The sequence below is a fragment of the Corynebacterium sp. HMSC036E10 genome, assembly GCF_001836265.1.
GTDB classification, from domain to species: domain Bacteria; phylum Actinomycetota; class Actinomycetes; order Mycobacteriales; family Mycobacteriaceae; genus Corynebacterium; species Corynebacterium coyleae.
In genome coordinates, this window is record NZ_KV827925.1 from 12,589 (window position 1) to 38,015 (window position 25,427).

The 25,427-nt window shown below is 60.3% G+C and carries 21 protein-coding genes; 8 read left to right on the forward strand and 13 right to left on the reverse strand.

The features are described from left to right. Positions 1–20: 20 nt before the first annotated feature. The 8 genes from argC to uvrA form a co-directional block, all read right to left on the reverse strand. Positions 21–1,073: an N-acetyl-gamma-glutamyl-phosphate reductase gene (gene argC, locus HMPREF2736_RS00075; RefSeq protein WP_070828606.1), complete on the reverse strand. Its 1,053-nt coding sequence runs from the start codon at positions 1,071–1,073 to the stop codon at positions 21–23. A gap of 54 nt (positions 1,074–1,127) precedes the next feature. After that, the gene (pheT, locus tag HMPREF2736_RS00080; protein ID WP_070828607.1) at positions 1,128–3,650 is read right to left on the reverse strand and encodes a phenylalanine--tRNA ligase subunit beta; all 2,523 of its coding nucleotides are present in this window, start codon (positions 3,648–3,650) and stop codon (positions 1,128–1,130) included. A gap of 14 nt (positions 3,651–3,664) precedes the next feature. After that, complete coding sequence (gene pheS / locus HMPREF2736_RS00085) at positions 3,665–4,735, reverse strand: phenylalanine--tRNA ligase subunit alpha (RefSeq protein ID WP_083322912.1); 1,071 nt, start codon at positions 4,733–4,735, stop codon at positions 3,665–3,667. Positions 4,736–4,868: 133 nt separating this feature from the next. Next, a complete protein-coding gene (locus HMPREF2736_RS00090; protein WP_070828609.1) occupies positions 4,869–5,687 on the reverse strand; it encodes a TrmH family RNA methyltransferase in 819 nt (272 codons plus the stop codon). Between the two features lie 86 nt (positions 5,688–5,773). Then, positions 5,774–6,160, reverse strand: coding sequence for a 50S ribosomal protein L20 (gene rplT / locus HMPREF2736_RS00095; protein WP_070422916.1), 387 nt, complete (start codon positions 6,158–6,160; stop codon positions 5,774–5,776). A gap of 52 nt (positions 6,161–6,212) precedes the next feature. Further along, positions 6,213–6,407, reverse strand: a complete 195-nt coding sequence (gene rpmI / locus HMPREF2736_RS00100; protein WP_070422917.1) for a 50S ribosomal protein L35 — start codon at positions 6,405–6,407, stop codon at positions 6,213–6,215. A gap of 36 nt (positions 6,408–6,443) precedes the next feature. After that, complete coding sequence (gene infC / locus HMPREF2736_RS00105) at positions 6,444–6,965, reverse strand: translation initiation factor IF-3 (RefSeq protein ID WP_083279489.1); 522 nt, start codon at positions 6,963–6,965, stop codon at positions 6,444–6,446. A 281-nt stretch (positions 6,966–7,246) separates the two neighbouring features. Then, complete coding sequence (gene uvrA / locus HMPREF2736_RS00110; RefSeq protein WP_070828617.1) at positions 7,247–10,105, reverse strand: excinuclease ABC subunit UvrA; 2,859 nt, start codon at positions 10,103–10,105, stop codon at positions 7,247–7,249. Between the two features lie 83 nt (positions 10,106–10,188). On the opposite strand from uvrA, the gene HMPREF2736_RS00115 reads away from it, so the two are divergent. From HMPREF2736_RS00115 to HMPREF2736_RS00125, 3 genes are all read left to right on the forward strand, one after another. Then, the gene (locus HMPREF2736_RS00115) at positions 10,189–10,791 is read left to right on the forward strand and encodes an MBL fold metallo-hydrolase (protein ID WP_070828610.1); all 603 of its coding nucleotides are present in this window, start codon (positions 10,189–10,191) and stop codon (positions 10,789–10,791) included. Positions 10,792–10,888: 97 nt separating this feature from the next. Then, positions 10,889–11,917, forward strand: coding sequence for a DoxX family protein (locus HMPREF2736_RS00120; RefSeq protein WP_070422920.1), 1,029 nt, complete (start codon positions 10,889–10,891; stop codon positions 11,915–11,917). Between the two features lie 75 nt (positions 11,918–11,992). Beyond that, the gene (locus tag HMPREF2736_RS00125; protein WP_070422921.1) at positions 11,993–14,182 is read left to right on the forward strand and encodes a HelD family protein; all 2,190 of its coding nucleotides are present in this window, start codon (positions 11,993–11,995) and stop codon (positions 14,180–14,182) included. 12 nt (positions 14,183–14,194) lie between these two features. On the opposite strand, the gene HMPREF2736_RS00130 is transcribed toward HMPREF2736_RS00125, so the two are convergent. From HMPREF2736_RS00130 to uvrB, 3 genes are read right to left on the reverse strand one after another with little or no spacing between them, the layout of a single operon-like run. Next, positions 14,195–14,641: a universal stress protein gene (locus tag HMPREF2736_RS00130; RefSeq protein WP_070422922.1), complete on the reverse strand. Its 447-nt coding sequence runs from the start codon at positions 14,639–14,641 to the stop codon at positions 14,195–14,197. 60 nt (positions 14,642–14,701) lie between these two features. Further along, a complete protein-coding gene (locus tag HMPREF2736_RS00135) occupies positions 14,702–15,160 on the reverse strand; it encodes a universal stress protein (protein WP_070422923.1) in 459 nt (152 codons plus the stop codon). A gap of 18 nt (positions 15,161–15,178) precedes the next feature. Continuing rightward, on the reverse strand, positions 15,179–17,278 hold the full coding sequence (gene uvrB, locus HMPREF2736_RS00140) for an excinuclease ABC subunit UvrB (RefSeq protein ID WP_070422924.1): 2,100 nt from the start codon (positions 17,276–17,278) through the stop codon (positions 15,179–15,181). A gap of 148 nt (positions 17,279–17,426) precedes the next feature. Here uvrB and HMPREF2736_RS00145 point away from each other — a divergent pair, with 148 nt between their 5' ends. The 5 genes from HMPREF2736_RS00145 to HMPREF2736_RS00165 are packed head-to-tail and all read left to right on the forward strand — an operon-like array spanning position 17,427 to position 24,344. Then, positions 17,427–18,971, forward strand: coding sequence for an ABC transporter substrate-binding protein (locus tag HMPREF2736_RS00145; protein WP_224212741.1), 1,545 nt, complete (start codon positions 17,427–17,429; stop codon positions 18,969–18,971). A 6-nt stretch (positions 18,972–18,977) separates the two neighbouring features. Further along, positions 18,978–19,925: an ABC transporter permease gene (locus HMPREF2736_RS00150; protein WP_070422926.1), complete on the forward strand. Its 948-nt coding sequence runs from the start codon at positions 18,978–18,980 to the stop codon at positions 19,923–19,925. After that, complete coding sequence (locus tag HMPREF2736_RS00155) at positions 19,925–20,914, forward strand: ABC transporter permease (RefSeq protein WP_070422927.1); 990 nt, start codon at positions 19,925–19,927, stop codon at positions 20,912–20,914. The genes HMPREF2736_RS00150 and HMPREF2736_RS00155 overlap by 1 nt, the downstream gene beginning before the upstream one ends. Before the next feature lie 19 nt (positions 20,915–20,933). After that, a complete protein-coding gene (locus HMPREF2736_RS00160) occupies positions 20,934–22,583 on the forward strand; it encodes an ABC transporter ATP-binding protein (protein WP_070422928.1) in 1,650 nt (549 codons plus the stop codon). A gap of 24 nt (positions 22,584–22,607) precedes the next feature. After that, positions 22,608–24,344: a choline/carnitine O-acyltransferase gene (locus HMPREF2736_RS00165; RefSeq protein WP_083284717.1), complete on the forward strand. Its 1,737-nt coding sequence runs from the start codon at positions 22,608–22,610 to the stop codon at positions 24,342–24,344. A gap of 6 nt (positions 24,345–24,350) precedes the next feature. Here HMPREF2736_RS00165 and HMPREF2736_RS00170 read toward each other — a convergent pair whose 3' ends face one another. Together HMPREF2736_RS00170 and coaE are read right to left on the reverse strand one after the other, a co-directional pair. Then, entirely contained in the window at positions 24,351–24,704 is a 354-nt protein-coding gene (locus HMPREF2736_RS00170) for a DUF4259 domain-containing protein (RefSeq protein WP_070483611.1), read from the reverse strand. 77 nt (positions 24,705–24,781) lie between these two features. Further along, positions 24,782–25,375, reverse strand: a complete 594-nt coding sequence (gene coaE, locus HMPREF2736_RS00175) for a dephospho-CoA kinase (RefSeq protein ID WP_070771736.1) — start codon at positions 25,373–25,375, stop codon at positions 24,782–24,784. Between the last annotated feature and the right edge of the window lie 52 nt (positions 25,376–25,427).

A 25,427-nucleotide genomic window follows, 5' to 3' on the forward strand; every position in this document is an offset into this window, starting at 1 on the left:
GAGTCGTTGTGAAGTGGCGGTTACGGAGCCACCGCAGCTCGCGATAGTCCTGCCCCTTCGTCCCACCCGAGTGCAAGGTTCATGCATTGCACAGCGGCACCACCAGTGCCCTTGGTCAGGTTGTCGATGGCACTCGTCGCCACCAACTTGCCGGCGTGCTCGTCCACTGCAACCTGCACGGCACACATGTTCGCGCCCACGACATGCTGGGTCTGCGGCTGCGAGCCTGCCGGAAGCAGCCTGACAAACTGTTCTCCCTGGTACGCCTGTTCGTACGCGCTATTTACCGCCTCTGCTGTAACGCCCTGCACCAATGGTGCGGTCACTGTGGTGAGAATCCCACGCGGCAGCGGTGCCAGTACCGGGGTAAAGCTCACGGAAACCCTGGCGCCAGCAACACTCTCGAGATTCTGTTGGATTTCTGGTGTGTGCCGGTGCGTCCCGCCGACGCCATAGGCTTTCAAGGAGCCCATCGTTTCCGCGCCAAGCAGATCGACATTGGCCTTCTTGCCGGCACCGGATACACCGGTAATAGCAACGATGGTCAGATCAGGCTCCACGAGCCCCGCTTCGAGTGCCGGCCAGGCCGCAAGCGTTGCCCCAGTGGGGAAACACCCCGGGACAGCGACACGGTTTGCCCCCTGCAGGGCGGCCCGCTGACCCGGCAGTTCGGGAAGCCCGTAAGGCCAAGATCCTGCATGCTCAGAGCCGTAGAAACGCTTCCATTGCTCGGCATCGCGCAACCGAAAATCTGCAGCGCAGTCAATCACGACGACGTCCTCGCCGAGCGCCTGTCCGATCTCGGCGGAGTGGCCGTGCGGCAAGCCGAGGAACACAACATCGTGGCCAGCAAGCACATCGATTGTTGTTGGCTCAATGACCCGATCTGCAAGTTCCGGCAGATGCTGCATAAGATCGCCGACCTGCTGGCCAGCGGTTGATGCTCCGGTTAGCGCACCAATCTCTAACGTTCCCGCCAGGTAGGCGGGGTGGCCGAGTAGCAGGCGGAGGATCTCACCGCCCGCATACCCGGTGGCTCCGGCGACCGCAACCTTGATCACACTTTCTGACATAGCGGACAGTGTATCAGTTATGCAGTGCGCCGTAAGTTATTCACGGATTAATATTTACCCGCGCATTTCTGCGCCGAAGCGCTCCTTAGCCAACTCGGCTGCCTTGAGGCGAGCCTCCGAGCCTTCCTCTTCCTTCAGCGTGCGATCGGGCGCACGGAAGGCCAGGCCGAATGCGAGAGACTTCTTGCCCTCGCCGAGGGATTCCGAACGGTAGACGTCGAAAAGCGTTACGTCCTCGACAAGCTCACCTGCGCCCTCAACGAGAGTGCGACGGACGTCTTCAGCCGGAACTTCCTCATCGACGACGAGCGCGATGTCCTGGTGCAACAGCGGGAACGACGACAGGCGCGGCGCCGGAAGACGCTCCTCCAGCGGGATCGCAGTCAGGTCGAGCTCCATCGCGCACGTGCGCGCTGGCAGGTTTAGCTTCTCCAGAATCTGCGGGTGCAGCTCGCCAGCATGGCCAACGACGATACGCTCGCCAGCAGCATCGCGGACAAAGAGTTCCGCACAGCGCCCCGGGTGCCACGGCAGAACCTCGGCAGCGACGATGTCGAGTTCAACACCGCATGCGCGGGCGACGATCTGCGCAGACTGGATCGCGTCCGACCACTCATAGGCGCGCCCATTGCCCCACGGCCCCTCGAGCTCGACGTTGCCGAGCGCCACCGTTGCGGCATGCAGATTCTGCTTTGGCAGCGACTGAATAAGTTCTGCGACAACGTCGTCTGCTGGACGCTGGGTAACGGCCGGCAACGGCGAAACATCCGCGCGCTTCTCAGAGGTCTGTGCAACCGAGTAGAGCGCAATATCGCCACGGCCGCGGGCAACATTGCGGCCTGCTGCCTCGAGCATCGACGGCAGAAGCGTCGTGCCCAAGATGCCGTAGTCAGCATCCAACGGGTTCTGCACCTTCACCGTGTTGCGGCGCGGATCGTCTGCGTCGAGCCCCCACACGTCGAACGTGTCGTTGGCAATAAACGGCGTCGGGATGATCTCCGCGTAGCCGGAGTACGCCAGCGCGTGCGTGACCGCGCGACGGCGACGCTGCAGCGGGCTCAAGCCGCGACCACCACGCGGTGTTGGCAGGATCGACGGGATATCGTCGAGTCCCTCAAGGCGCACGACCTCTTCGACAAGTTCCACCGGAACGGTGATATCGGTACGCCATGTCGGCGGCGTGACCTGAAGGTTCTCACCCTCGCCTGCGATAGTGCAGCCGACCTCCTCAAGACGGCGCACAACCGTATCGCGGGAGTAGTCCACACCGATGAGCTCCGACGGGCGCGAGGCACGCATGGCAATCGGCTCACGCGGTTTAACGTCACCGACAAGCGTACGGCCAGCCTCGATCGAGCCGCCAGCGATCTCGACGAGGAGCGCACAAGCGGCATCCAGAGCGAACTCGACGATGGCGGGGTCAACGCCGCGCTCAAATCGACGAGAGGCCTCCGAGCTCAGCTTCAGGCGACGTGCAGTACGAGCAACAGTCAGCGGATCCCAGGTTGCAGCCTCGAAGTGGACGTTCACGGTGTCGTCGGAAATCTCCGACGTCGTGCCACCCATAACGCCGGCGAGGGACTGGATGCCGTTGTCGTCGCTGATCACCACATCGTCTGCGGTCAGCGTCCGCTCAACGTGGTCGAGCGTTTCAAACTTCTGACCGACCTCAGCATTGTGCACCCGTAAGCCGCCGGAGATCTTGTCGGCGTCGAATGCGTGCATCGGCTGACCAAGCAACAGCATGACGTAGTTAGTCACGTCAGTCGCCGCGTTTACAGAGCGAACACCGCTGAGCATGAGTTCACGCTGCATCCAGAACGGTGCCTGCGCCTTCGGGTCGATGCCCTTCACAGTGCGCAGGCCGAAGCGCTGCGCCTTCGTCGAGGCCTCAACCTCGACGGGGATGCTCTCGCCTGCCGGCTCCGGAACAGCAGACATATTAACGCCTGCGATCGACGGATCCTGCGCGACATCCTTAAACGCCAGGTCGAAGGCGGATGCGATCTCACGGGTCAGGCCGCGCGCAGACAGCGCGTAGCCACGGTCCGGGGTGACGTTGACCTCGAACACGGTGTCGCCGGAGCCGAGGATCTCGCGAGCGTCATCGCCCGGGGTCGCTGCCCCCGCCTCCAGTGTGATGATGCCTTCGCTCTTTGTAGCCAGGCCAAGTTCTGCTGCGGATGCCATCATGCCGTTCGAAATGTGGTCATAGGTTTTGCGCGCGGAGATAGCAAAGCCACCTGGCAATACCGCACCCGGAAGCGACACGATGACTAGGTCGCCTTCCTTGAAGTTTCGCGCGCCACAGATGATGCCCTGCAGTTCACCTGTGCCGTTGGCCTGTCCGACATCAACCTGGCAGTAGCGGATGGGCTTCTTAAACCCGGTCAGTTCCTCGATCTCGGCTACTCGGCCAATGACGAGCGGGCCGGTCACCTCAGGCAGCGGCTCGTAGCCCTCGGTCTCAAAACCGACGCGGACAAAACCGGCGTCCAATTCCTCGTCGGAGGGATTGAAGCCCTGGTTGCCTGCCTGATTAAGCAGGCGGGTGATCCAATTCTTGGAAATAAGCATTCTTGGTTCTCCTTTTACGCCTGCACGCCGAACGGAATAGTGAAACGGACATCGCCTTCGACCATGTCGCGCATATCCGACAGGCCATTGCGGAACTGCAGCGTGCGCTCAAGGCCCATGCCGAACGCAAAACCGGTGTACTCCTCCGGGTCGATGCCAACAGCACGCAGCACGTTCGGGTTGACCATGCCGCAGCCGCCCCACTCAATCCAGCCAGCGCCGCCCTTCTTGTTCGGGAACCAAACGTCCACCTCGGCAGACGGTTCGGTAAACGGGAAGTAGTTCGTACGCATACGGGTCTTGGTTTCCGGGCCGAACAGCACCTTAGCCAGGTGGTCGAGCGTGCCGCGCAGGTGCGCCATCGTCAGTCCCTTGTCCACAGCGAGACCCTCCACCTGGTGGAACACAGGGGTGTGGGTGGCATCAAGCTCGTCGGTACGGAACACACGGCCCGGGCACGCAATGTAGATCGGCACATCGCGCTCAAGCATTGTTCGCACCTGCACCGGCGAGGTGTGTGTACGCATGACCTGCTTGGAGCCTTCTTCGCCGATGTAGAAGGTGTCCTGCAGTGTGCGGGCCGGATGGTCCGGAATGAAGTTCAGCGCGTCGAAGTTGAAGTACTCCGCTTCAACCTCGGGGCCTTCGGCCACTTCCCAACCCATGCCGATGAAGATGTCGGCGATGTGCTCCGACAGTGTGGTGATCGGGTGCATCGCGCCGGCGTAAGCACGTGCGGTAGGCAACGTGACGTCAACCTTTTCCTCACGCAGCTGCTTCTCGCGGTGCTCTGCTTCGCGGACCTGGCGCAGCTGGGCATAGACCTTTTCGGCGCGGCCACGCGCCATGTTCACAAAGCGACCAGCGTTCTTACGCTGATCCTTTGGGATAGAGCCCAGCGACTTGCGCGCCTGCATGATTGGGGCCTTCTCCCCCAGGTGCGCGCGATGTGCCTCTTCGAGTGCTGCGAGATCCGCAGCCGCTTCGAAAGCAGCAACCGCGTCGTCTGCTGCCTTGTTCAGGGCTTCCTCGGTCAGTTCAATATCCGGAAGTTGTGTTGCGTTGTCGGCCACGCTTACGCTCACCCGCGCCTTTCCACAAGTGCTCTGCAGCTCAGGGCGTCTGCAGCGATGTCGGTTCAAAAGCGTCCACCACTTTACCCGTGGAGCCGACACATGAATGCGCTAGGGGGACATGCGATAGGTGTCGGTATCGCGATTACCTTTCGTCTGCGTCGAGCGCCTTTGAGGATTCCCAGAGGCACATGGATGCAGCGGTAGCGAGATTCAGCGATTCCGCGCTGCCCTTAATCGGGATGGAGATCCGGTGATCAGCATTGGTGAGAAGCTCATCGCTAAGCCCGTGGGCCTCGTTGCCAAACAGCCACGCTGTTGGGCGTGCAAGCACCTCGTCCGCTTGCGCGAGGGATGTCTCCCCCGACGCCGAGGTTGCCACCGTAGCTAATCCTGCAGAATGCAGCTGCCCAATTACCCGGTGGACATCACGGTCACGTGCCACTGGTACGTGGAACAACGATCCTGCGGTGGAACGCACCACTTTCGGCGACTCTGGATCGACGGTGTCCCCAGCGAAGATGACTGCATCCGCACCCAGCGCATCTACTAGGCGGATGATCGTGCCTGCGTTGCCCGGGTCGTTGGTCTCCACACACACTGCGACTAGACGGGGCCGGCCCTTGAGGATCGACGGCACCGTCCACAGCACCGGCCTACACACCGCGAAAATACCCGTGTTGGTCACCGCGTCGGCGAGGTGCTGAGCAGCTTTGTCGTTGATGGCATGCGTGTAGACATCCATGTAGCCAGCGGCGCGAACGATTTCCTCGAAACGCTCAGCCGCTGCTTCGGTGACAAACAAGTCTGTTGCTGCACCCGTAGCCACCGCCGCTTCCACGGCGTTCTCCCCTTCCGCGAGAAAAGCTTTTGCTTTGCGACGACCCGCCGCGCGTTTCAGCTTCGCAGCGTTGACCACACGCGGGGTGCGCTCAGTAAACGGCTGCTCAGAATCCAATGCCATGGCCGATACCTTACCGCGAACAAAAACCGCCCCGTCCCACCTGGTGTGGTGGGACGGGGCGGTGTGTCGTCGAAAAGCGAAAGCGCTTATGCGGCGTTCTTCGGAGCGTTGACGTCCTCCGGCAGAGCGTTCTTTGCAACCTCGCACAGGGCGGAGAATGCAGCGAAGTCGCTGACAGCGAGCTCGGCGAGGATCTTGCGGTCGACCTCAACCTCAGCCAGCTTCAGGCCGTGGATGAGGCGGTTGTAGGTGATGCCGTTCATGCGTGCACCAGCATTGATGCGCTGGATCCACAGCTTGCGGAACTCACCCTTGCGCTTACGACGGTCGCGGTAAGCGTAGGTCTGGGAGTGCAGCCACTGTTCCTTAGCCTTGCGGTAGAGGCGGGAACGCTGGCCACGGTAGCCCTTCGCGGACTTGAGGATTGCGCGGCGCTTCTTCTTAGCATTGACTGAACGCTTCACACGTGCCATGAGTCAAACTTCCTTTTCTTATCTCGTAATCGGTTGATTGATCGGGCAGTGCTTAGGACATGCCGAGGAGGCGCTTTGCGCGCTTGACGTCAGCCTTAGCGACGTCGGTGGTGCCGGAGAGCTTGCGGCGACGCTTCGAGGAGAGCTTCTCGTTCAGGTGGCGCTTACCAGCCTGCTCGCGGCGCAGCTTGCCCTTGCCGTTGACCTTGATGCGCTTTGCGGTGCCCTTGTGGGTCTTCTGCTTCATGGTGAAAGCCCTTCAGAGTGTCGGTTATTTCAAAACTTACTTTTTGCCCTTGCGAGCCGGTCCGAAGACCATCGTCATGTTGCGGCCGTCCTGCTTCGGGCGGGACTCGACCACACCCAACTCGCCGATATCCTCAGCGAGACGCTCCAGCAGGCGGTAGCCCAGCTCAGGGCGGGACTGCTCGCGGCCGCGGAACATGATGGTGACCTTGACCTTGTTGCCCTTCTCCAGGAAGCGCTCAACATTGCCCTTCTTGGTCTGGTAGTCGTGCTCATCGATCTTGGGACGGAACTTCTGTTCCTTGACCACGGTCTGCTGCTGGTTCTTACGGGCCTCGCGGGCCTTCTGATCCTGCTCGTACTTGAACTTGCCGTAGTCCATGATCTTGGCCACAGGCGGCTTAGCGTTCGGCGCCACCTCAACCAAGTCGAGATCCGCTTCGTACGCCAGCTTGCGGGCATCATCCGTACGGACAATGCCGACCTGCTCGCCGGACGGGCCGACAAGGCGAACTTCGGGGACGCGGATTCGATCGTTAATCCGAGCTTCAGCGCTGATGAGAACTCCTAGAGACTTCGAGAAACAATGTCGTTGCCGCTCTGGGTCACATTCGGGGTGATCTCACGCGAAAAACCCGCTCACCGAAAAACGGTGGCGGGAGATCGTCCAGGCATGCCAACATCTGGCACACCATTTGACCCGTATCCAACTCGGCTCAACGCCAGCGGCTTGGGGTGGGATTCACTCCTCTTGTGGCCCGCGCATCCGTGAAATGGACACGCTGGGCGGTGCGAAGTGAATAGTACACGCATTACACGCGTGCACCAAATCGAGCTCTCCTACCCTTTTATCAACACATCCTGGAGGAACTCGCCGGTGAAGGACCCTTCGACCTTGGCCACGTCCTCCGGGGTGCCCTGCGCAACCACGGTGCCGCCGCCTGAGCCACCTTCCGGACCCATGTCAATGATCCAGTCAGCGGACTTGATCACATCCAGGTTGTGCTCAATGACCAGCACGGTATTGCCCTTCTCCACCAGCCCGTTGAGCACCAGCATGAGTTTGCGGATGTCTTCGAAGTGCAGGCCGGTGGTCGGCTCGTCGAGAATGTAGATCGTGCGACCGTTAGAACGCTTCTGCAGCTCCGCGGCGAGCTTCACGCGCTGTGCCTCACCGCCGGACAGCGTGGTTGCGCTCTGCCCGAGTCGGACGTAGCCGAGACCGACATCTACCAGCGTTTGCAGGTAGCGGTGGATCGAGGTGATCGGCTCGAAGAACTCGGTTGCCTCGGAGATCGGCATGTCGAGCACCTCGGCGATGTTCTTGCCCTTGTAGCGCACTTCGAGCGTCTCGCGGTTGTAACGTGCACCCTGGCACACTTCGCACGGGACGTAAACGTCCGGCAGGAAGTTCATCTCGATCTTGATCGTGCCGTCGCCACGACAAGCCTCACAGCGGCCGCCCTTGACGTTGAAGGAGAATCGCCCGGCCTTGTAACCTCGAACCTTCGCCTCCTGAGTCTCGGCGAACAGGTTACGAATTTTGTCAAACACGCCCGTGTATGTCGCGGGGTTCGACCGCGGCGTGCGCCCAATCGGGCTCTGGTCCACCTGCACGAGTTTGTCCAGGTGCTCCAGGCCTTCGACCTTCTTCACACGCCCGGGCACTTGGCGCGCACCGTTCAGTTGGTTTTGCAGGGTTTTCGCCAGAATCTGGTTCACCAGCGTCGACTTGCCCGAGCCCGATACACCCGTGACAGCCACAAGTACGCCCAGCGGGATACTCACATCGACGTTGTCTAGGTTGTTCTCGCGGGCACCAACAACCTTGAGCATGCGCTGCTTATCGACGACACGTCGCTGCTCCGGAACCTCAATCTTCTTACGTCCCGCCAGGTAATCACCAGTGAGCGAGTCCTTCGCCTTCAGGATGCCCGCCGGATCTCCCTGGTAGACCACCTCACCGCCATACTCGCCAGCCTTGGGTCCGATATCGACGAGCCAGTCGGCCTCACGGATCGTGTCCTCGTCGTGCTCGACAACAACGAGCGTGTTGCCGAGGTCGCGCAGCTTCTTCAGCGTTGCGATCAGGCGCTGGTTGTCTCGCTGGTGCAGTCCAATGGACGGCTCGTCAAGCACGTACAGGACGCCGGCCAAACCGGAACCGATTTGCGTCGCCAAGCGAATGCGCTGTGCTTCACCACCGGACAGCGTGCTGGCAGAGCGCGCGAGCGTCAGATAGTTCAGGCCGACGTCGAGCAGGAAGTGCAAGCGCGCCTGGATTTCTCGCAGCACTGCGCCAGCAATCATTTCCTCGCGGTAGCCCAACACCAGGTTGTCCAGGTACTCGGACGCATCCTCGATGGACAATTCCGTCAGCCCTGCGATGGACTTCTCCCCGTGCGTCGTTGATACGAGACGCACTGCGAGGATCTCCGGCTTCAGGCGGGCACCCTTACAGGTCGGGCACGGCACCTCGCGGGTAAACGCAAGGAGGCGCTCTTTTTGCGTATCCGATTCGGCCTGTTCAAGCTTGCGCTCGATGTAGCCCACAATGCCCTCGTAGGCGGCGGTGTAGGAACGTTGACGGCCGAAGCGGTTCTTGTACCGGACGTTGATCTTGGTCGACGAGCCGTGAATCAGGTGTTTCTGCTGCGTTTTCGTCAGCGAACTCAGCGGAGCGCTTGCGTCGAAACCCTCTTCCTTCGCCAGTGCCTCGATGAGTTTGGTGAAGTATTTCTTGTTCGGGCTCGAGTTCCACGGCTGGAACGCATCAACCGCAGGCGCATCCGGATCGGGAATGATCAGGTCAACATCAATCTCTTTGCGCACGCCAAGGCCGTCGCAGGCCGGGCAAGCGCCGAATGGCGAGTTGAACGAGAACGCGCGCGGCTCGTACTCCTCCACGTTGAGCTTGTGCCCGTTCGGGCAGGCCATCTTCTCGGAGAAGATCTGTACGCGCTCCGGGTCGTCAGCGTCGAGATCCACAAAGTCGAAGCCCACGAGGCCGTCCGCCAGCTTCAGCGCTGTCTCCACGGAGTCAGTGAGACGCTGCTTTTGGCTCGCCTTGACCATCAAGCGGTCCACCACAACGTCGATGTTGTGCTTGATCTGCTTTTCCAACTTCGGCGGGTCGGTGAGTTGGTAGGTCTCCCCGTCCACGTTCACACGCGCATAACCCTGGGCGGCGAGGTCAGCAAACAGGTCCTGGAACTCACCCTTACGCTTGCGCACGATCGGCGCAAGCACCTGGAATTTCGTGCGCTCTTCGTACTCCAGGATCCGGTCAACGATCTGCTGTGGGGTCTGTCGCTCAATCACAGCGTCACATTCCGGACAGTGGGCGGTACCCGCACGCGAGTACAGCAAACGCAGGTAGTCGTAGATCTCAGTAATCGTGCCTACCGTCGAGCGCGGGTTGCGGTTGGTTGACTTCTGGTCAATGGACACCGCTGGGCTTAACCCATCGATGTAGTCGACGTCGGGCTTGTCCATCTGCCCCAGGAACATGCGGGCATAGGACGACAGCGACTCAACGTAGCGGCGCTGGCCTTCGGCGAAGATGGTGTCGAAGGCCAGCGAGGACTTGCCCGAGCCCGACAGTCCGGTGAACACCGCCATTTTGTCGCGGGGCAACTCGACATCTACGCCCTTGAGGTTGTGTTCCCGAGCACCACGCACAATAAGTTTGTCGGCCACGTCTTCGCCTTTCGTCGATTCGTACTCCCAAGAAACTACCAACGTCGCGCGCTATACAAACATTCCTTACTACTGTGGCGGGCATGAGTACTTCGCTGAAGCTGCACCAGGTTTCCGTATCCGCCATGGACAACAACTGCTACCTTCTCTCTTCCGGGGAGCAAGGTTTGCTTATCGACGCCGCCGATGAGCCCGACACCCTCCACGCCATGGCCCGCGACGCCAGCGTGGAAATTACCGCGGTTCTCACAACACACCGCCACCACGACCACACCCGCGCTCTGGAAGCAGTGCTGGAGGCAACCGGCGCCACACACTACGCACCGTTTTTGGATGCCCCGGCACTTCCCGTCGCCCCCGATGTGGAACTGCGCGACGGTGACACCATCGAGTTCGCCGGCCATCGCATTCCTGTGGGTATCTTGCGCGGGCACACTCCCGGCGGCGCGTTTATCGCGGTAGACATCGACGGCACCCCGAACCTTTTCGTGGGCGACTCCCTATTCCCGGGGGGCTTGGGCAAAACCCAGTCCGAGGGTGATTTCGTGCGACTCTTCAACGATGTGAAACAGAAGCTTTTCGACGCCTTCCCCGACGACGCAATCGTTCGCCCTGGCCACGGAAAACCCACCACGCTGGGCGCAGAACGGCCGCACCTTGACGAGTGGTGGGAGCGTCGCTGGTAAGTGGCGTTGTGCAATAGGACACAGCTGGCCTGGCGCAAAATCGCTACACTCGGTGGGAGCACAATCAGCTACAAAACGTAAGGATTTGGGTACATATATGATTCGCAAAATCGCACGCCCAATGCTGGCATCGGTCTACGTGATCGACGGCGTTGAGACGTTGTTGAACCCGGCAGCCCACAAGGACTCCGCAAATACTGTCCTGAAGAAGCTGCGCACCGCTGTTCCAGCCGAGTACCGCGGCTTCGTTCCGGAGGATCCGGAATCCGCCGCAAAGATTGTCGGCGGCGTTAAGGCTGGCGCTGGCTCCCTGTTCGCAATCGGCAAGTTCCCGCGCCTGTCCGCCACCCTGCTGGCTGCAACCGCGATCCCGACGGTGATTGGCCGCCACGCATTCTGGGAGGCCGACAGCGAGGAAGAGAAGGCTCGTCGTCGCAGTGGCGCCCTGACCGACCTCGGTCTTGCTGGTGGCGTGCTGCTGGCAACTGTTGATACGGCTGGCAAGCCGAACATGAAGTGGCGTGCACAGAACGCCGCTTCCGTTGCGCAGAAGAACATCAAGCAGGCGCTGCCGACCAAGTCTGAGACCGAGAAGGCCTTTGACAAGGCTGGTGACTGGTTCTCTGACCGCACCGACCAGGTTGCCGATTACATCGACGACAACAAGGGCGACTGGAAGAAGGCCGCTTCCAAGGCCGGCGATACCGCTAGCGACTGGTTCGACGACGCTAAGAAGCAGGCTTCGAGCTTCCTTTCCGACGCTGGTGACTGGCTCGATGACGCTGCAGACAAGGCAGAGGGCAAGGTCGATGACCTGAAGCCGTCGAAGATCCAGCAGTTCAAGGCGAAGCGCAAGGTCAACAGCGTTGTTGGTGACCTGCAGGATCAGCTCAACGATCTGCAGCCGTCTACTCTGGACAAGTTCAAGGCGAAGCGCAAGGTCAACAAAGCAACCGCGAAGGCTCAAGACAAGGCGCAGGGTGCCATCGACAAGCTGGAGAAGGCTTGGGACAAGCTCGATGCTGATCCGTCCTGGATCACCAAGCTGAAGTGGAAGCGTAAGGCCAAGAAGGCTGAGAAGCGCGCGAAGAAGCTGGTGAAGAAGGCTCAGAAGAAGCTCAGCTAAGCACTGAACTTAGTTGAACGTTACGGCCCCGAGGCGTTGGGAATATTTCCCGCCTCGGGGTTGTTTGTTTTGGGGATGCAGGATTTACAGCACAATCTTTCACCTGACCCCGTCGCCGACGAGCAGTCTCACGCGGATACGTTGTTCGCACACCTCGACGCCGAGGTGGCTCGTGCCCGTGCGAGGCTCGAAGAGGTTCAGCGTGATGTTGATCCGGACAACCCGGATTCGGACGCTCTTGTGCGGCGAGAAACTGAGTACCACGGCCTCAATGCCAAATTGGACACGCTTGGCGTTGCTGAAGCCGGGCTTGTCTTTGGGCGCATTGACGTTGCAGACGATGAGCCCGAAAATCCAGTGCCGGGGCGTGAGGATTTGGACCGGCGCTACATTGGTCGACTCGGCATTGACGACCGCGAGGATAACTACCGCACGTTGTTGCTCGATTGGCGTGCCCCGCTCGCACGCCCCTTCTACCTTGCGACGACCGCCCACCCAGAGGGCGTGGAGACGCGCCGAAATATCCGCATGCGGGGGCGCAAGGTTACTGCGGTAGATGACGAGGTGCTGTCCGGCGACAACGCAGACACATCGGTGGCCGGGGTTGGCTCTGAGGCTGCGCTTCGCCGTGCGATGAATGAAGCGCGCACGGGTCATATGCGCTCAATCGTGGAGACGATCCAGCGCGAGCAGGACGAGATCATCCGCGATCCAACCCGCGGCGTGATGGTTGTACAGGGCGGTCCGGGTACGGGCAAGACTGCGGTTGCCCTGCACCGTATTGCCTATTTGATGTACACGTGGCGCGAGCAGCTCAGCCGCACCGGCGTGCTTATCGTGGGTCCGAACCCGGCGTTTTTGGAGTACATCTCCCGTGTGTTGCCGGAGCTCGGCGAGACTGGCGTAGTGCTTTCCACTGCTGATCAACTCGTCCCCGGGTTTACGCCTACGGGCAGCGATTCGATCGCGGCTCGGGAGGTGAAGGGGTCGGAGGAGATGGTGACGATTCTCAAGCGCGCCGTGCAAGCCTACGAAACTGTTCCCGACAAGCCGGTCGTGCTGACGATTGATTCAGTAGCCATTGAGGCCACGCCCGCCATGATCAAGGCCGCGCGCACTCGCGCACGTCGCTCCCGCCGGCCGCACAATCAGGCGCGTCCGTTCTTTGCAGAACACCTCACCCAATCGCTGGCGGAGGCTTTGGCCCAAAAGATTGGTGAAGATCCCCTCGGTGGTGCCAACCTGCTGTCTGCTGCAGACGTAGATCAGCTCCACGATGACCTCGCCGATGAGCCACAGGTGCTAGCGCTTATCGACGAGCACTTCCCCGAGCTCGACCCCACCGACCTACTCGGTGAGTTCCTCACCGATGAGGATGCGATTGCGCACGCTGCTTACGACTACGACGACTACACACGTGCGGCGCTGCTGCGCTCCCCGGAGGAGGACTTCTCCCCCGCCGATACTGCACTTGTGGACGAACTGGCGGTGCTGATCGGCACCGTCGATCCGGAAGAAGCCCGCCGCAAGGAAGAAGCCGAGTGGCGCGAACTCGTGGAGGAGGCCGAAGACGCGCTGGATATCCTTGCCTCGTCCGAGTCCACCGATAACGATGACGACCAGTTTGAGGCGGAGATTCTTTCTGCGGCTGACGTGATCGACGCAGAGACGCTCGCTGCTCGTCAGCGGGTCACTGATAATCGTTCTACCGCGCAGCGCGCCAGTGCGGATCAAACATGGGCCTATGGACACATCATCGTCGACGAGGCGCAGGAGTTATCCCCAATGGAATGGCGCATGGTGTTTCGCCGGTGCCCGGCAAGGTGGATGACCCTTGTCGGAGATACCGCGCAGACTTCCTCGCCAGCAGGCGTGGACGATTGGACCGCAGCACTCGAACGCTTTGTGGGTCAGCGCTTCCGTCTCCACGAGCTGACGGTGAACTACCGCACGCCGAAGGAAATCTCAGATTATGCGGCGGAAGTTCTGACACAAATTGATCCGGAGGCGACTGCACCGACGGCAATCCGATCCACCGGCATTCCGGTTGATTTTCTGCCGGCAGGTGCGGAGGTCGTCGACAAGCGGGATGGGTTGCATGCGGTGATCGATGTGCACAACGTCGACGAGATGAAAGGCCTCGAATTCGACCACGTCACCGTGGTGGAGCCACAAAAAATCGTAGAGGCCTCGCCACAAGGGTGGCAAGACCTCTACGTCGCTGTCACCCGCGCCACGCAGACGCTGACGGTGATCGGGAACTAAGCGGGAAACCGCTTAGTTCACGGTGTGGACGATCATGACGTCGCAGTTGGACTGACGCGCGACATCAGCCGGCACCGAACCGAGCAGACGGCCGGTCAGCGAGTTGATGCCACGGTTACCGACGATGAGCAGGTCAGCGTTGTTGTCGTTGACGATCGCCATGAGCGCCTCAACCGGGGTACCCGGACGGGTCGCGGTCTGGACGTCGGGTGCACCGAAGGAACGTGCGTGCTCAGCGGCACCCTCAAGGTTCTCTAGAGCCTTCTGGTCACCGAGGATGGTCACGGAGTCCTGGCGCAGGGCCTTGGCAGCCTCATCCTCGTTCTCGTAGTAGGCGGTGCCGATAACGAGGGTGGAGCCGAATGCAGCAGCCAACTTAGCGGCACGCTCTACGGCCAGGAGGGACGACTTGGACCCGTCGGAGCCAACAACAATGGTCTTGTACGGGGAATCGGCCATGTGGAAATCACCTTTCAAGATTACGGCGCGGATATCGGGGACATTCTACCCACGAAGGATTTAATTGTGTCCCTCAGACCGGGTATCGACGAGCATGACATCCACCGGCGCCTTCTTCGCCACGTTGCCCGGGATATTGCCGAAGATCCGGCCCGCCATGGAACGCATGCCCTTGTTACCTACAACGAGCAGATCAACGTCATATTCCTGCACCGATTCCACCAGCACGGTCGCGGGTTGGCCGCCTGAGGAGACCAGGTTGATTTCCTTCGCCTGCTCCTCTTCAGCAATCTTCTTTGCCTCAGCCAAAATGTTGCGCGCGTTCGTCTCCGTCACGATGTCGACACGGCTGAGCTCCGCGTTGGTGGAGTTCAGCATCGACCCAGACGCCGTGTAGTGCGCGCAGATAATCGTGAGTTTCGCGTCGTACACGCGTGCAAGGCTTGCGGCGGCACGCACGGCGACCATGGAAGTCGGTGAACCGTCAGTACCGACGGCGATAGAAGTGTAGGTGTGCATGAGGATTCTGTCCTTTCGCTAATTTCCTGTGTCTTTAATACCACGCAGTTCGCGTTTGAGGTCAGCGATCTCATCCCTGAGGCGTCCCGCCAGCTCAAACTTCAGTTCCCGAGCGGCGTCGCGCATCTGGACGGTGAGGTCGTCGATAAGCTTTTGCACCTCGTCAGAGGCCATGTTCGCCACATCTGGCTTCTCCGCGACAGCGGTGTCTGAACTCAGCGACGCTGGCGCGTCCGCATCCGCGTTCTCGTAGACCTGATCCAAAATGTCGGCGATAGCCTTGCGCAGTGGCTGCGGGTCGATGCCGTGTTCCTTGTTATATGCGATTTGTTTTTCGCGGCGACGCTCGGTCTCGTCGATTGCTTCCTGCATCGATTCGGTGATCTGGTCCGCGTACATGATGACCTCGCCGGAGACGTTTCGGGCTGCACGACCGATCGTCTGGATGAGCGACTTCGTCGACCGCAGGAAACCTTCCTTATCGGCGTCGAGGATGGCGACGAGCGAAACTTCAGGCAGGTCGAGGCCCTCACGCAGGAGGTTAATGCCGACCAAGACGTCGAACTCGCCAAGGCGCAGCTGGCGTAGCAGTTCGACACGCTGCAGGGTATCAATGTCCGAGTGCAGGTAGCGGACCTTGATGCCGTTATCCAGCAGGTAATCGGTGAGATCCTCGGCCATGCGCTTTGTCAGTGTGGTCACAAGCACGCGTTCGTTTTTGTCCGTGCGGCCGCGGATTTCGTCGATAAGGTCATCGATCTGTCCCTTCGTCGGCTTCACGGTGACCTTCGGGTCTACCAGGCCAGTCGGGCGGATGACCTGCTCGACGAACTCGCCTTGCGCTGCCTCAAGCTCGTAGTCGCCCGGGGTCGCGGACATGTAGACCGTCTGGCCGACGCGCGCTTCGAACTCATCAAACGTCAGCGGGCGGTTATCCACCGCGGACGGCAAACGGAACCCGAACTCCACCAGGTTGCGCTTTCGCGACATATCACCCTCGAACATGCCACCGATCTGTGGGACGGTGACGTGCGACTCGTCGATAATGGTGAGGAAGTCTTCCGGGAAGTAGTCGATCAGTGTCGCCGGCGCAGAGCCCGCGGGGCGACCATCCATGTGGCGCGAGTAGTTCTCAATGCCGGAGCAGAACCCGACCTGCTGGATCATCTCCAGGTCATACTCAGTGCGCATACGCAGGCGCTGAGCCTCCAACAACTTTCCTTTGTTCTCCAACTCCTCGAGGCGGTCTGCAAGCTCTTCTTTAATCGCCTCGATCGCCTTTTCCATGCGCTCGTCAGTGGCCACATAGTGCGTTGCCGGGAAGATCCGGACCTCGTCTTCCTGGCTGAGCACATCGCCCGTCAACGGGTGGATGTAGTAAAGCGAATCCACTTCGTCGCCAAAGAACTCCACACGCACCGCGACTTCTTCGTAGGCCGGAATAATGTCCACGGTGTCGCCTTTGACGCGGAAGGTACCGCGCTTGAAGTCGATGTCGTTGCGTTCATATTGGACGTCGACAAGCAGGCGGAGGAAGCGATCACGTTCCACCTCTTCCCCGACGCGCAGGACAACGGAGCGATCCAGGTACGACTGCGGGGTACCCAAGCCATAGATGCAGGACACCGAGGACACCACGACGACGTCGCGGCGCGACAACAATGCGGAGGTTGCGGAGTGACGGAGGCGCTCGACGTCGTCGTTAATGGACGAATCCTTTTCAATGTAGGTATCCGTCTGCGCGATGTAGGCCTCCGGTTGGTAGTAGTCGTAGTACGACACGAAGTACTCCACCGCATTGTTCGGCAGCAGTTGGCGAAGCTCGTTGGCCAACTGCGCAGCCAACGTCTTGTTCGGCGCCATCACAAGGGTGGGGCGCTGTTGCTTTTCGATCAGCCATGCCGCAGTTGCGGACTTACCGGTACCGGTCGCACCCAGTAGCACGACATCGCGCTCGCCGCGGTTGAGGCGTTCATCCAACTCGGCAATGGCGCGCGGCTGGTCGCCAGAGGGTTGGAACTCTGACACCACCTCGAATGGTTTTTCGCGCCGCTCAATCTCACCGACAGGGCGAAACTCGGACTGCGCGAGGACTGGATGTTCAGCAGCAAAAGCCATGCTCGCCAGTGTATCGACGAAACCAAAAACTGGATCTATAAGTAAATCTGCTTGCAGGCAATCACTAAAGACAATACCTTTGTACTTATAGATTTAACAGCGCACTACCAGCGCACGTCGGAAAGTACAGGTGAAGCGTTCTATGCAGATGACTCGAAGACAGATGCTGCGGGCGACCGTGCTGGGTGGAGCGACCCTTGCCTTGGCGTCGTGTACCACCGCCCCCGTCGAGGAGATAAACACCTCTGGTCCACCTCGTCGCGGCGGCAGGCTCCGGGTGGGGCTCGTCGGAGGTTCTTCCACCGACACCGTAGATGCGCACATTCCAACGAGTGCTTCTGACGGCACGCGTTTGATCAACATGTACGACTCGCTCGTACGCTACGACACCAACTACGACCTGCAGTACCGCCTCGCCACGGCTATTGAGCCAAACGACGACGCGACGGTGTGGACCATCACGCTGCGCGATGGTGTGCAGTTCTCAGACGGTCGACCGGTGCGCCCTGAGGACGTCATATTCTCCTACGACCGTATTCGCGATCCCGACAACCCGAAGTCCGGTGCTGCATCGATCAACCACATCGAATCGATGGAGGTCACCGGACCGAATGAGTTGCGCATCTACCTCAATGCCCCGGACGCGACGCTCATTGACAGTCTTGCCGAGTATCAAATGGGCATCGTGCCGGAGGACTACGATCCCAAGAACCCGATCGGCAGCGGCCCTTTCAAGCTTGAGCACTTCTCCCCCGGCCAGTCGACGAAGATGGTGCGCAACGAGAACTTCTGGGGAGAGACTCCCTACCTAGACAGCGTTGTCATCATCGACTTCCAGGAGGAGGACGCCATGCTCAACGCATTGCTGTCTTCCCAGGTTGACGCAATCGGCAGCCTGAACCACTCGCTTGCACGTGTGATCGATGCAGACCCGCGCTTGGACACCCTCATTTCGCAGACCGGCATGTGGTTGCCGCTGACGATGCGCGTGGACGTTGCACCGTTTGATGATGTCCGCGTGCGCCGCGCCATGCGCCTTGCCGCGGACCGCCCGCAATTGGTGGACCAGGTCTACTCCGGCGAAGGTCAAGTGGGCAACGACATGTTCAGCCCGTACGACCCCGCCTACCCGGAGGACATTCCCCAGCGTGGGCAGAATATCGAGGAGGCCAAGCGTCTTCTCGCGGAGGCGGGCTACCCGGACGGTATCGATGTCACCCTCAACGCCGCTGAAATCCAGACCGGCGCGTTACGTAGCGCCCAGGTATACGCAGAGCAGGTCCGTCCTGCTGGCATCAACGTAACTATTAACCAGGTTGATTCCTCGACATTCTTCGCCGACGGCAACTACCTGGAGTACCCGTTCGCGTTGTCGTTCTACTACACGCGAAACTTCCTCCAGCAGGTCAACCAGTGTGCAACGGCGGATTCACCGTTTAACGAGACCCACTGGGTGGACCCGGAGTTCACTGCGTTGGCCAATGAGGCCCGAACGATTGTCGACGACGAAAAACGCAGCGAAATGATCCACGAGCTGCAGCAGCGTCTCTACGACGACGGCGGCTACATCATCTGGGGCTTTGCCAACCAGATTGACGCGTACCACAAATACGTGGTGGGGCTTCAAACCCACCCCGGCGGTATGCCGCTGGGCCAGGCCATGTTCGAGCGAGTTTGGATTGCGGAGGCATAAGCACACATGGGCAAGTTCATTCTTCGCAGGCTCGGGGTGAGTGTCTTCATCCTGTTCGCTGTATCCGTCATCATTTTCTGCGCGACGTTGCTTCTGCCTGGCTCGCCGGCTACGGCAATTTTGGGCCAGCAGGCAACGCCGGAACGTATCGCGGCGCTCGAGGCAGAAATGAATCTCGACCAGCCTCCGGTCACCCGCTACTTGCTGTGGCTGGGAGGCATTTTCACCGGTGACTTGGGCACATCGACGTCCACCGGTGGCCCAGTTTCTGAACTGCTTGGCGAGCCACTGGTGAATTCGCTGGTACTCATGCTGCTCGCCGCGGCAATTTCGATCCCTGTCGGCGTGCTCCTGGGTGTGTATGCGGCGTGGTGGCGCGGTTACAAGCGCGATTCGGCGATCACCTGGGTGACGTTGATTCTCGCTGCGCTGCCGGAGTTCGTCATCGGTATCGCACTGGTCACGTTGTTCGCTACCTCGGTGTTCCAAATTTTGCCGGCAGTGACCATGTCACCTCCGGGCAGTCGTGTGTGGGAGTTCCCAATGCAGCTGGTGTTGCCAACCTTGACTCTCGCGTTCGTCGTCACGCCTTATGTGGCGCGTATGACTCGCGCAACGATGATCGAGGCACTGGAATCGGGCTACGTCGAGATGGCGCGACTGAAAGGCGTGCCCGAGCGTCGCGTGGTGTTCCGTCATGCGCTGCCCCACGCGGTCGGGCCTATTGCACAGGTCGTCGCAATCCAGCTCGCGTGGCTGGCTGGCGGCATTGTGGTCGTCGAGTATCTGTTCCGCTACCCCGGCCTCGGCGTCGCGCTCATCGATGCGGTGAACTACCGCGACGTACAAGTTGTTCAGGCTGTCTCACTGCTGATCGCCGCGGTATATGTCGTGGTCAACCTACTGGCGGATCTTGTCAGCATTGCGGCTAACCCGAAGTTGAGGAGTAACTGATGTCTGCACCAGTACACCCCCAAGAACCAGGGAAAACCCCGAAACCCGTGGTCGACGATTCTGAACTGAAAACGTCGGTGTCCAAGCCGGAACCATTGCTGTCCCGAATTTGGGCACAGTCCGAAGGCAAGGTCGGACTCGTCTTGACGGGGCTTGTCATCGCGTTGGCGGTCGTCGGGTATTTCTTCGCCGAGCAGATCACCGGTCGCAGCACAACGGAGTTCATCGGCCTGCCATTTACGGACATCGGAGTGTTTGGCACCGATAACCTTGGCCGTTCGGTGCTGTCTCGCTTCGTTGCCGGTGGCCTCATCCTGTTGGTGACCGCGTTTTTGGCCACGGTCCTCGGCATGGTTGTCGGCACCATCATCGGCATGATTGCGGGATACGCAGGTGGCAAAGTCGATTCGGTGCTGATGCGGCTCAACGACGTGATTTTGGCGTTCCCACAGCTAATTTTTGCCATGTTGGCCATCGTTATTTTTGGCCCCTCAGCAACCGTGCTCGTCCTGGTCATTGGTTTGACGCACGCGCCTCGCATTGCCCGTGTGGCACGTGCTGCGACGATGTCCGTGACAAACGAGGACTACATCCGCGCCGCCCAGATGTATTCGGTGCCGCACTGGAGAATTCTCATCCAGGAGATCGCGCCCAACATCACCGGCCCGCTGGCTGTGGAGGCGGGTCTGCGTCTGACCTACTCCATTGGTTCGATTGCCTCGCTGTCCTTCCTTGGCCTTGGCATCCAGCCGCCGGCTGCGGACTGGGGTTTGATGATCAACGAGAACCGCATCGCACTATCGCTGCAGCCGTGGGGCGTGCTTCTGCCGGTGGCTGCGGTTGCTGTGCTGACTATCGGCACCAACATGTTGGCCGACGCCACAGCGCGCGCCACCGCAACCACTGCTACACCGCCAAAGCGCGGCCGCAACCAGACCATCGACCCGGAACGGGTGCCGAAGCACGAGCCCATCCGCCACAACGGATAGCAGCAAAGGGGAATGACGAATGACTACCGCGATATCCGCGAACCAAGACGGCAACACCAAGTCGTCAGATGATTTTGTGCTCAGCGTGAGCGACCTTCGCCTGGGCACGTTGGAAGGCGCTGAGATCCTCCACGGTGTGGACTACACGCTGAAACGGGGCGAGATTGTCTGTCTAGTCGGCGAGTCCGGCTCGGGCAAAACTACTGCCGGTTTGGCTGCTATGGGTCATCTTCGCCCGGGACTGATGCTTTTCGACGGCACCGTGACCCTCCATTCCGCAAACGGAACCGACTATGACGTCCTCAACCTCAGCGAAGCTGATCTGCGGGAACTTCGCGGCAGCCGCATCGCGTATGTGCCGCAGGATCCGGCACTGAGTTTGAACCCGACGATGCGTATCGGTGAACAGATCCGTGAAGTGCTCGACGTGCACTCCTTCGATGGCGATGCTGGTGCTCGTGTCCGCGAAGTCATGCGCGACGTGGATTTGCCGGACACCGACGAATACTTGGCCCGTTGGCCGCACCAGCTCTCTGGTGGCCAACAGCAGCGCGTCGGTATCGCAATGGCGTTCGCCATGTACCCGGACGTGCTGATTCTCGACGAGCCTACGACCGGCCTCGACGTATCCACCCAAGCCCACGTGCTGGACACCGTGCGCGAGATGACGCACAAGAACGACATCGCTTCGTTGTACATCACGCACGATCTTGCAGTGGTGGCTGAGTTGGCGGACCGTGTCGTGGTTATGCTGCGCGGTGACATCGTCGAAGAAGGCCCTGCGCAGGCGGTGCTGTACAACCCACAGCACCCGTATACTCAAAAGCTTCTCGCCGCGATTCCAGATTTGCCGGGTCGAAAGAACATCACCGGCCACGGCATCGCCTCTGCCGTCCAGGTTGAGGAGCGCGATAGCGCTGCCCCGCTGCTGCAGGTGAACAATCTGGAGATGGCCTACGGCGACAACAAGGTCCTCCACGGCATTGATCTCACGCTCGAGGAGGGTGAGTCGATTCTTCTGCTCGGCGAGTCTGGCTCCGGCAAGACAACGTTGGCTCGATCAATCGCAGGTCTCAACCCTGGCTACACCGGAGAGGTGCGCCTGCGGGGCGAACTGCTTGAGCACGGCAGCCGCGAGCGCACCGTGGATCAGCGTCAGTACGTTCAGTACATCTTCCAGTCGCCGTTTTCCTCGTTGAACCCGCGGCGCACGATCGGTGAGTCGCTGAGCGTGCCACTTGTCATGTCGGGCAAGTTGTCGCGGAAGGAGCACCGCAGGGTCGTCGAGGACGTCTTGGAAGCTGTCCAGCTCGACCGGAGTTTCTACGACCGTCGCCCGGGTGATCTGTCCGGTGGTGAGCGCCAACGCGCTGCGATTGGGCGTGCGCTCGTGAATGCTCCTGACGTGTTGGTGTGCGACGAGATCACGTCGGCTCTCGATGTGTCGGTCCAGGCATCGATCCTCGAGCTTCTTGCAGACCTTCGCGCAGAGCGCGGTCTATCGATGCTGTTTGTCACCCACAACATTGCGCTGGCACGTCACACCGCCACGCGTATTGCGGTGCTGAACAAGGGCGTTATCGTGGACGAAGGGCCAGTCGATGATGTTCTTGAGCGGCCAACGCACGAGTACACCAAGTCCTTGTTAGCAAATATCCCGGAACTTTAACTCTCTTTGAAGAAAGGCTTTTAAGTGCCCATTACTCCGCACCCGTTGACGCGCGATCTGAAAGCTTTGCCAGTTCCGGATCTTTCGTCCACGCTCGAGGCTTACATTCATGCGCTTGAGGCGGTTCTCGACGAGACCGAGCTTGCAGAAGCGAAGGCGATCGTCGCTGACTTCGCGCAGTCGCAAGCCCCGCGTCTCGACGAGGCACTGCGGCAGCGCGCAGCAACCCGTGAGGCCGAAGGCACGAACTGGCTTTCCGACGAGTGGTATTCGAGCTACCTGGCAACCCGTGGGCCACTGACACTGACGACGAACGTGGGTTTCCAGCTGGCGCTGCCATCTGAGGAGACTGGCTTGGACCGTGTGGTTGACGGCATCCGGCGAGCGTTGGTTGTTCACCTCCAAGCTGCGGGAGATGACTTGCCGGACTACGTGGACGCGCGCGGCAACCGCATTACCCAAGACCAGTGGTTTGTCTTTGGCGGAGGGCTGCGCCACCCGAGTGCCGGTGAGGATGAGATCATCGTCGCCACCGCAGGCACTGCCAACCGCGAGATCGGCGTGTTTGTCGATGGGCACCTTTACGCAGTACCCGTGACCGACGAGGCTGGCGAGCCGATTGCAGCTCCGAACCTGCGAAACGCGCTTGAGACGGTTCTGGACGCCCCGCGCAAGCAGAGCGTGGACTTCAACGCGGCATCGCTGCTCGGCTCCGAAACGCTTGCAGAAGTACTGCCGGACATGTTGGCACAGGGCGACAACGGCGATGTGTACAAACGTCTGCAGGAGTTCCTCTTCACCGTCGACCTGATCGACTACGGAGTAACCACACACGCTTCCGACGAGGAGCGGATCAACGAACTGACCTTCCTCCCCCGTGGTGCATGGACGTACAAGCCGCTGAGCTACCAGTTCAGCCTGACAGATCCCTGGAGTGCAGTGCACGTTGAGCACTCGTGCCAGGACGGCGGAACCCTCGTTACCGCGATCACGCGCATGCAAGAAGCGGAGATCGGTGTCGGCGCAGATTTCGTCGCAAAGCCGCAGGAACTGCGCTGGGATCTCGATAACGCGCTCACCACGCGCATCGAGAAGAGCGTTGCCGAGGTTGCGGGCGCGGCGGAGAAATTGCGTACCCGCATCGTGCACGTGCCGTTTGACCAGCCTGCGGACCTGCCGTTGAAGTTCAGCCGCGATGCTTCAGCGCAGTTAATGATGACTATCGCGCAGCAACTGACCTACGGCCGAGTACGCGCGGCATATGAGGCCGTTGACATGCGTGAGTTCCGTGCCGGACGCACGGAGTGCTTGCGCGCCGCCACACCCGAGGCTGCTGCTTTTGCGCGAGCGCTTGTGGAGGGTACGGCTGAACAGGCTGGCCTCGAGGACGCCATCAACGCGCATCGGGCATGGGTGAAGCGGTGCAAGTCTGGCAACGGCTTCGACCGACATATCCAGATGATGGCGACTATCGACGACACTCACGCATTCTTCAACGACACGCGTGTAACCGCTGCTCGTCGCGATTTCTTATCCACGACCTCGATCGGCGGCGCTGCTCAGATCGTTCGCTACTGCTTCGCACCGGCGTTGCCAGAAGGGTTCGGCATCGCGTATACCCCGCTGCACGACGATACGGAGTATTGCGTCTCCTGGAACGCAGCGACTGCCGAACAGCCGGAAGAGTTCCTGGCCAACCTGACAAAGGCCGGCGAGTTGCTCTGGCAGTTCTGCGCTACGTTGAGCACAAACGCTGAGTAAGGACAGTCAGACGGCGTACTTTCGCACTTCGGCAAGCCACTGGTCAAGTTCGCCTGCGTCCTCCCACATGGAGTAGAGCTCCGAGCCACCTGGTCGAAGAATCGAACGGGCGCGCCGTCTGATCCACTGCCGATCGTCGAATGTGAACGGCGAATCGACGCCGGCACCACTATGTCGCTCGGGGAGATGTCCGTTAAGCATGGCAGCAAGCGCGATGACGGATGCAGCCTCATCAGTTCCCAGCGACCCAAGCCCACAATCGAAACGGAATTGGGCAATGTCGAATGTGCCGTTGACCACTGCGTCAACCGCTTCGATTGCGGGGTCGTTATCAAACGGCCCTGTATCCCAAGTTCCCATACCGCGTCACGCTAAAAGGCGTAGGTAAATCAATGATTGCCATAGAGTGAATTTCCGCGGTATTTCCAGTGAGAAACTCACGCGTCAATCATCCGTACGACCTTTTCTACCTGTGCTGCAAGTGCCTCGAGCGGCCCGTTGTTATCCACAACGATGTCGGCTGCCGCCCGTCGGGTGTCGTCGTCAACCTGCTGCGCGATGCGCGCCCGCGCGTCCGCTTCAGTGAGCCCCCGCTTGTCGACGAGCCTGCGTACCCGCTCGTCCACATCAACATCGACGACGACCGTCATGTCCATGTCGTGGTGTAGGCCGAGATCCACAAGCAACGGCATGTCGTAAATCACCGCGCGAGCGCCTGCCTTCTCTGCCTCATCGAATCGCCGGTTGGATTCAGCGCGGATGGCCGGGTGCGTTAAAGCGTTCAATTTCTCCGTTTGCTCCGTCGAAGAGAAAGCGCGTTTCGCCAGCTCTGCGCGGTTTAAGGCGCCGGTGTCGTCGATAAGGTCCTCGCCAAAAACCTCCGCGACCTGTGCGAGCACCGGTGAGCCTGGTTCCATGATCTCTCGTGCGATCTGGTCGGCGTCCACTACCGGGAAGCCTTCGTCTGCCAGCATTCGTGCGACTGTGGATTTGCCGCTGCCGATTCCGCCCGTGAGTCCAACTTTCTTCATGCATGTGAAGATAGCAAAGCGCCCCGCCCACCATGACGGTGATGCGGGGCGC

What these genes read in the sequence shown, in the direction of transcription:
- rpmI (WP_070422917.1), bottom strand. Translation starts at nt 6,407, where the DNA reads ATGAAGCAGAAGACCCACAAGGGCACCGCAAAGCGCATCAAGGTCAAC.
- argC (WP_070828606.1), bottom strand. Translation starts at nt 1,073, where the DNA reads ATGTCAGAAAGTGTGATCAAGGTTGCGGTCGCCGGAGCCACCGGGTAT.
- HMPREF2736_RS00170 (WP_070483611.1), bottom strand. Translation starts at nt 24,704, where the DNA reads ATGGGAACTTGGGATACAGGGCCGTTTGATAACGACCCCGCAATCGAA.
- HMPREF2736_RS00120 (WP_070422920.1), top strand. Translation starts at nt 10,889, where the DNA reads ATGATTCGCAAAATCGCACGCCCAATGCTGGCATCGGTCTACGTGATC.
- HMPREF2736_RS00090 (WP_070828609.1), bottom strand. Translation starts at nt 5,687, where the DNA reads ATGGCATTGGATTCTGAGCAGCCGTTTACTGAGCGCACCCCGCGTGTG.
- HMPREF2736_RS00155 (WP_070422927.1), top strand. Translation starts at nt 19,925, where the DNA reads ATGTCTGCACCAGTACACCCCCAAGAACCAGGGAAAACCCCGAAACCC.
- HMPREF2736_RS00145 (WP_224212741.1), top strand. Translation starts at nt 17,427, where the DNA reads ATGACTCGAAGACAGATGCTGCGGGCGACCGTGCTGGGTGGAGCGACC.
- HMPREF2736_RS00160 (WP_070422928.1), top strand. Translation starts at nt 20,934, where the DNA reads ATGACTACCGCGATATCCGCGAACCAAGACGGCAACACCAAGTCGTCA.
- HMPREF2736_RS00115 (WP_070828610.1), top strand. Translation starts at nt 10,189, where the DNA reads ATGAGTACTTCGCTGAAGCTGCACCAGGTTTCCGTATCCGCCATGGAC.
- HMPREF2736_RS00125 (WP_070422921.1), top strand. Translation starts at nt 11,993, where the DNA reads ATGCAGGATTTACAGCACAATCTTTCACCTGACCCCGTCGCCGACGAG.
- HMPREF2736_RS00130 (WP_070422922.1), bottom strand. Translation starts at nt 14,641, where the DNA reads ATGGCCGATTCCCCGTACAAGACCATTGTTGTTGGCTCCGACGGGTCC.
- coaE (WP_070771736.1), bottom strand. Translation starts at nt 25,375, where the DNA reads ATGAAGAAAGTTGGACTCACGGGCGGAATCGGCAGCGGCAAATCCACA.
- HMPREF2736_RS00150 (WP_070422926.1), top strand. Translation starts at nt 18,978, where the DNA reads ATGGGCAAGTTCATTCTTCGCAGGCTCGGGGTGAGTGTCTTCATCCTG.
- pheT (WP_070828607.1), bottom strand. Translation starts at nt 3,650, where the DNA reads ATGCTTATTTCCAAGAATTGGATCACCCGCCTGCTTAATCAGGCAGGC.
- uvrB (WP_070422924.1), bottom strand. Translation starts at nt 17,278, where the DNA reads ATGGCTTTTGCTGCTGAACATCCAGTCCTCGCGCAGTCCGAGTTTCGC.
- HMPREF2736_RS00135 (WP_070422923.1), bottom strand. Translation starts at nt 15,160, where the DNA reads ATGCACACCTACACTTCTATCGCCGTCGGTACTGACGGTTCACCGACT.
- rplT (WP_070422916.1), bottom strand. Translation starts at nt 6,160, where the DNA reads ATGGCACGTGTGAAGCGTTCAGTCAATGCTAAGAAGAAGCGCCGCGCA.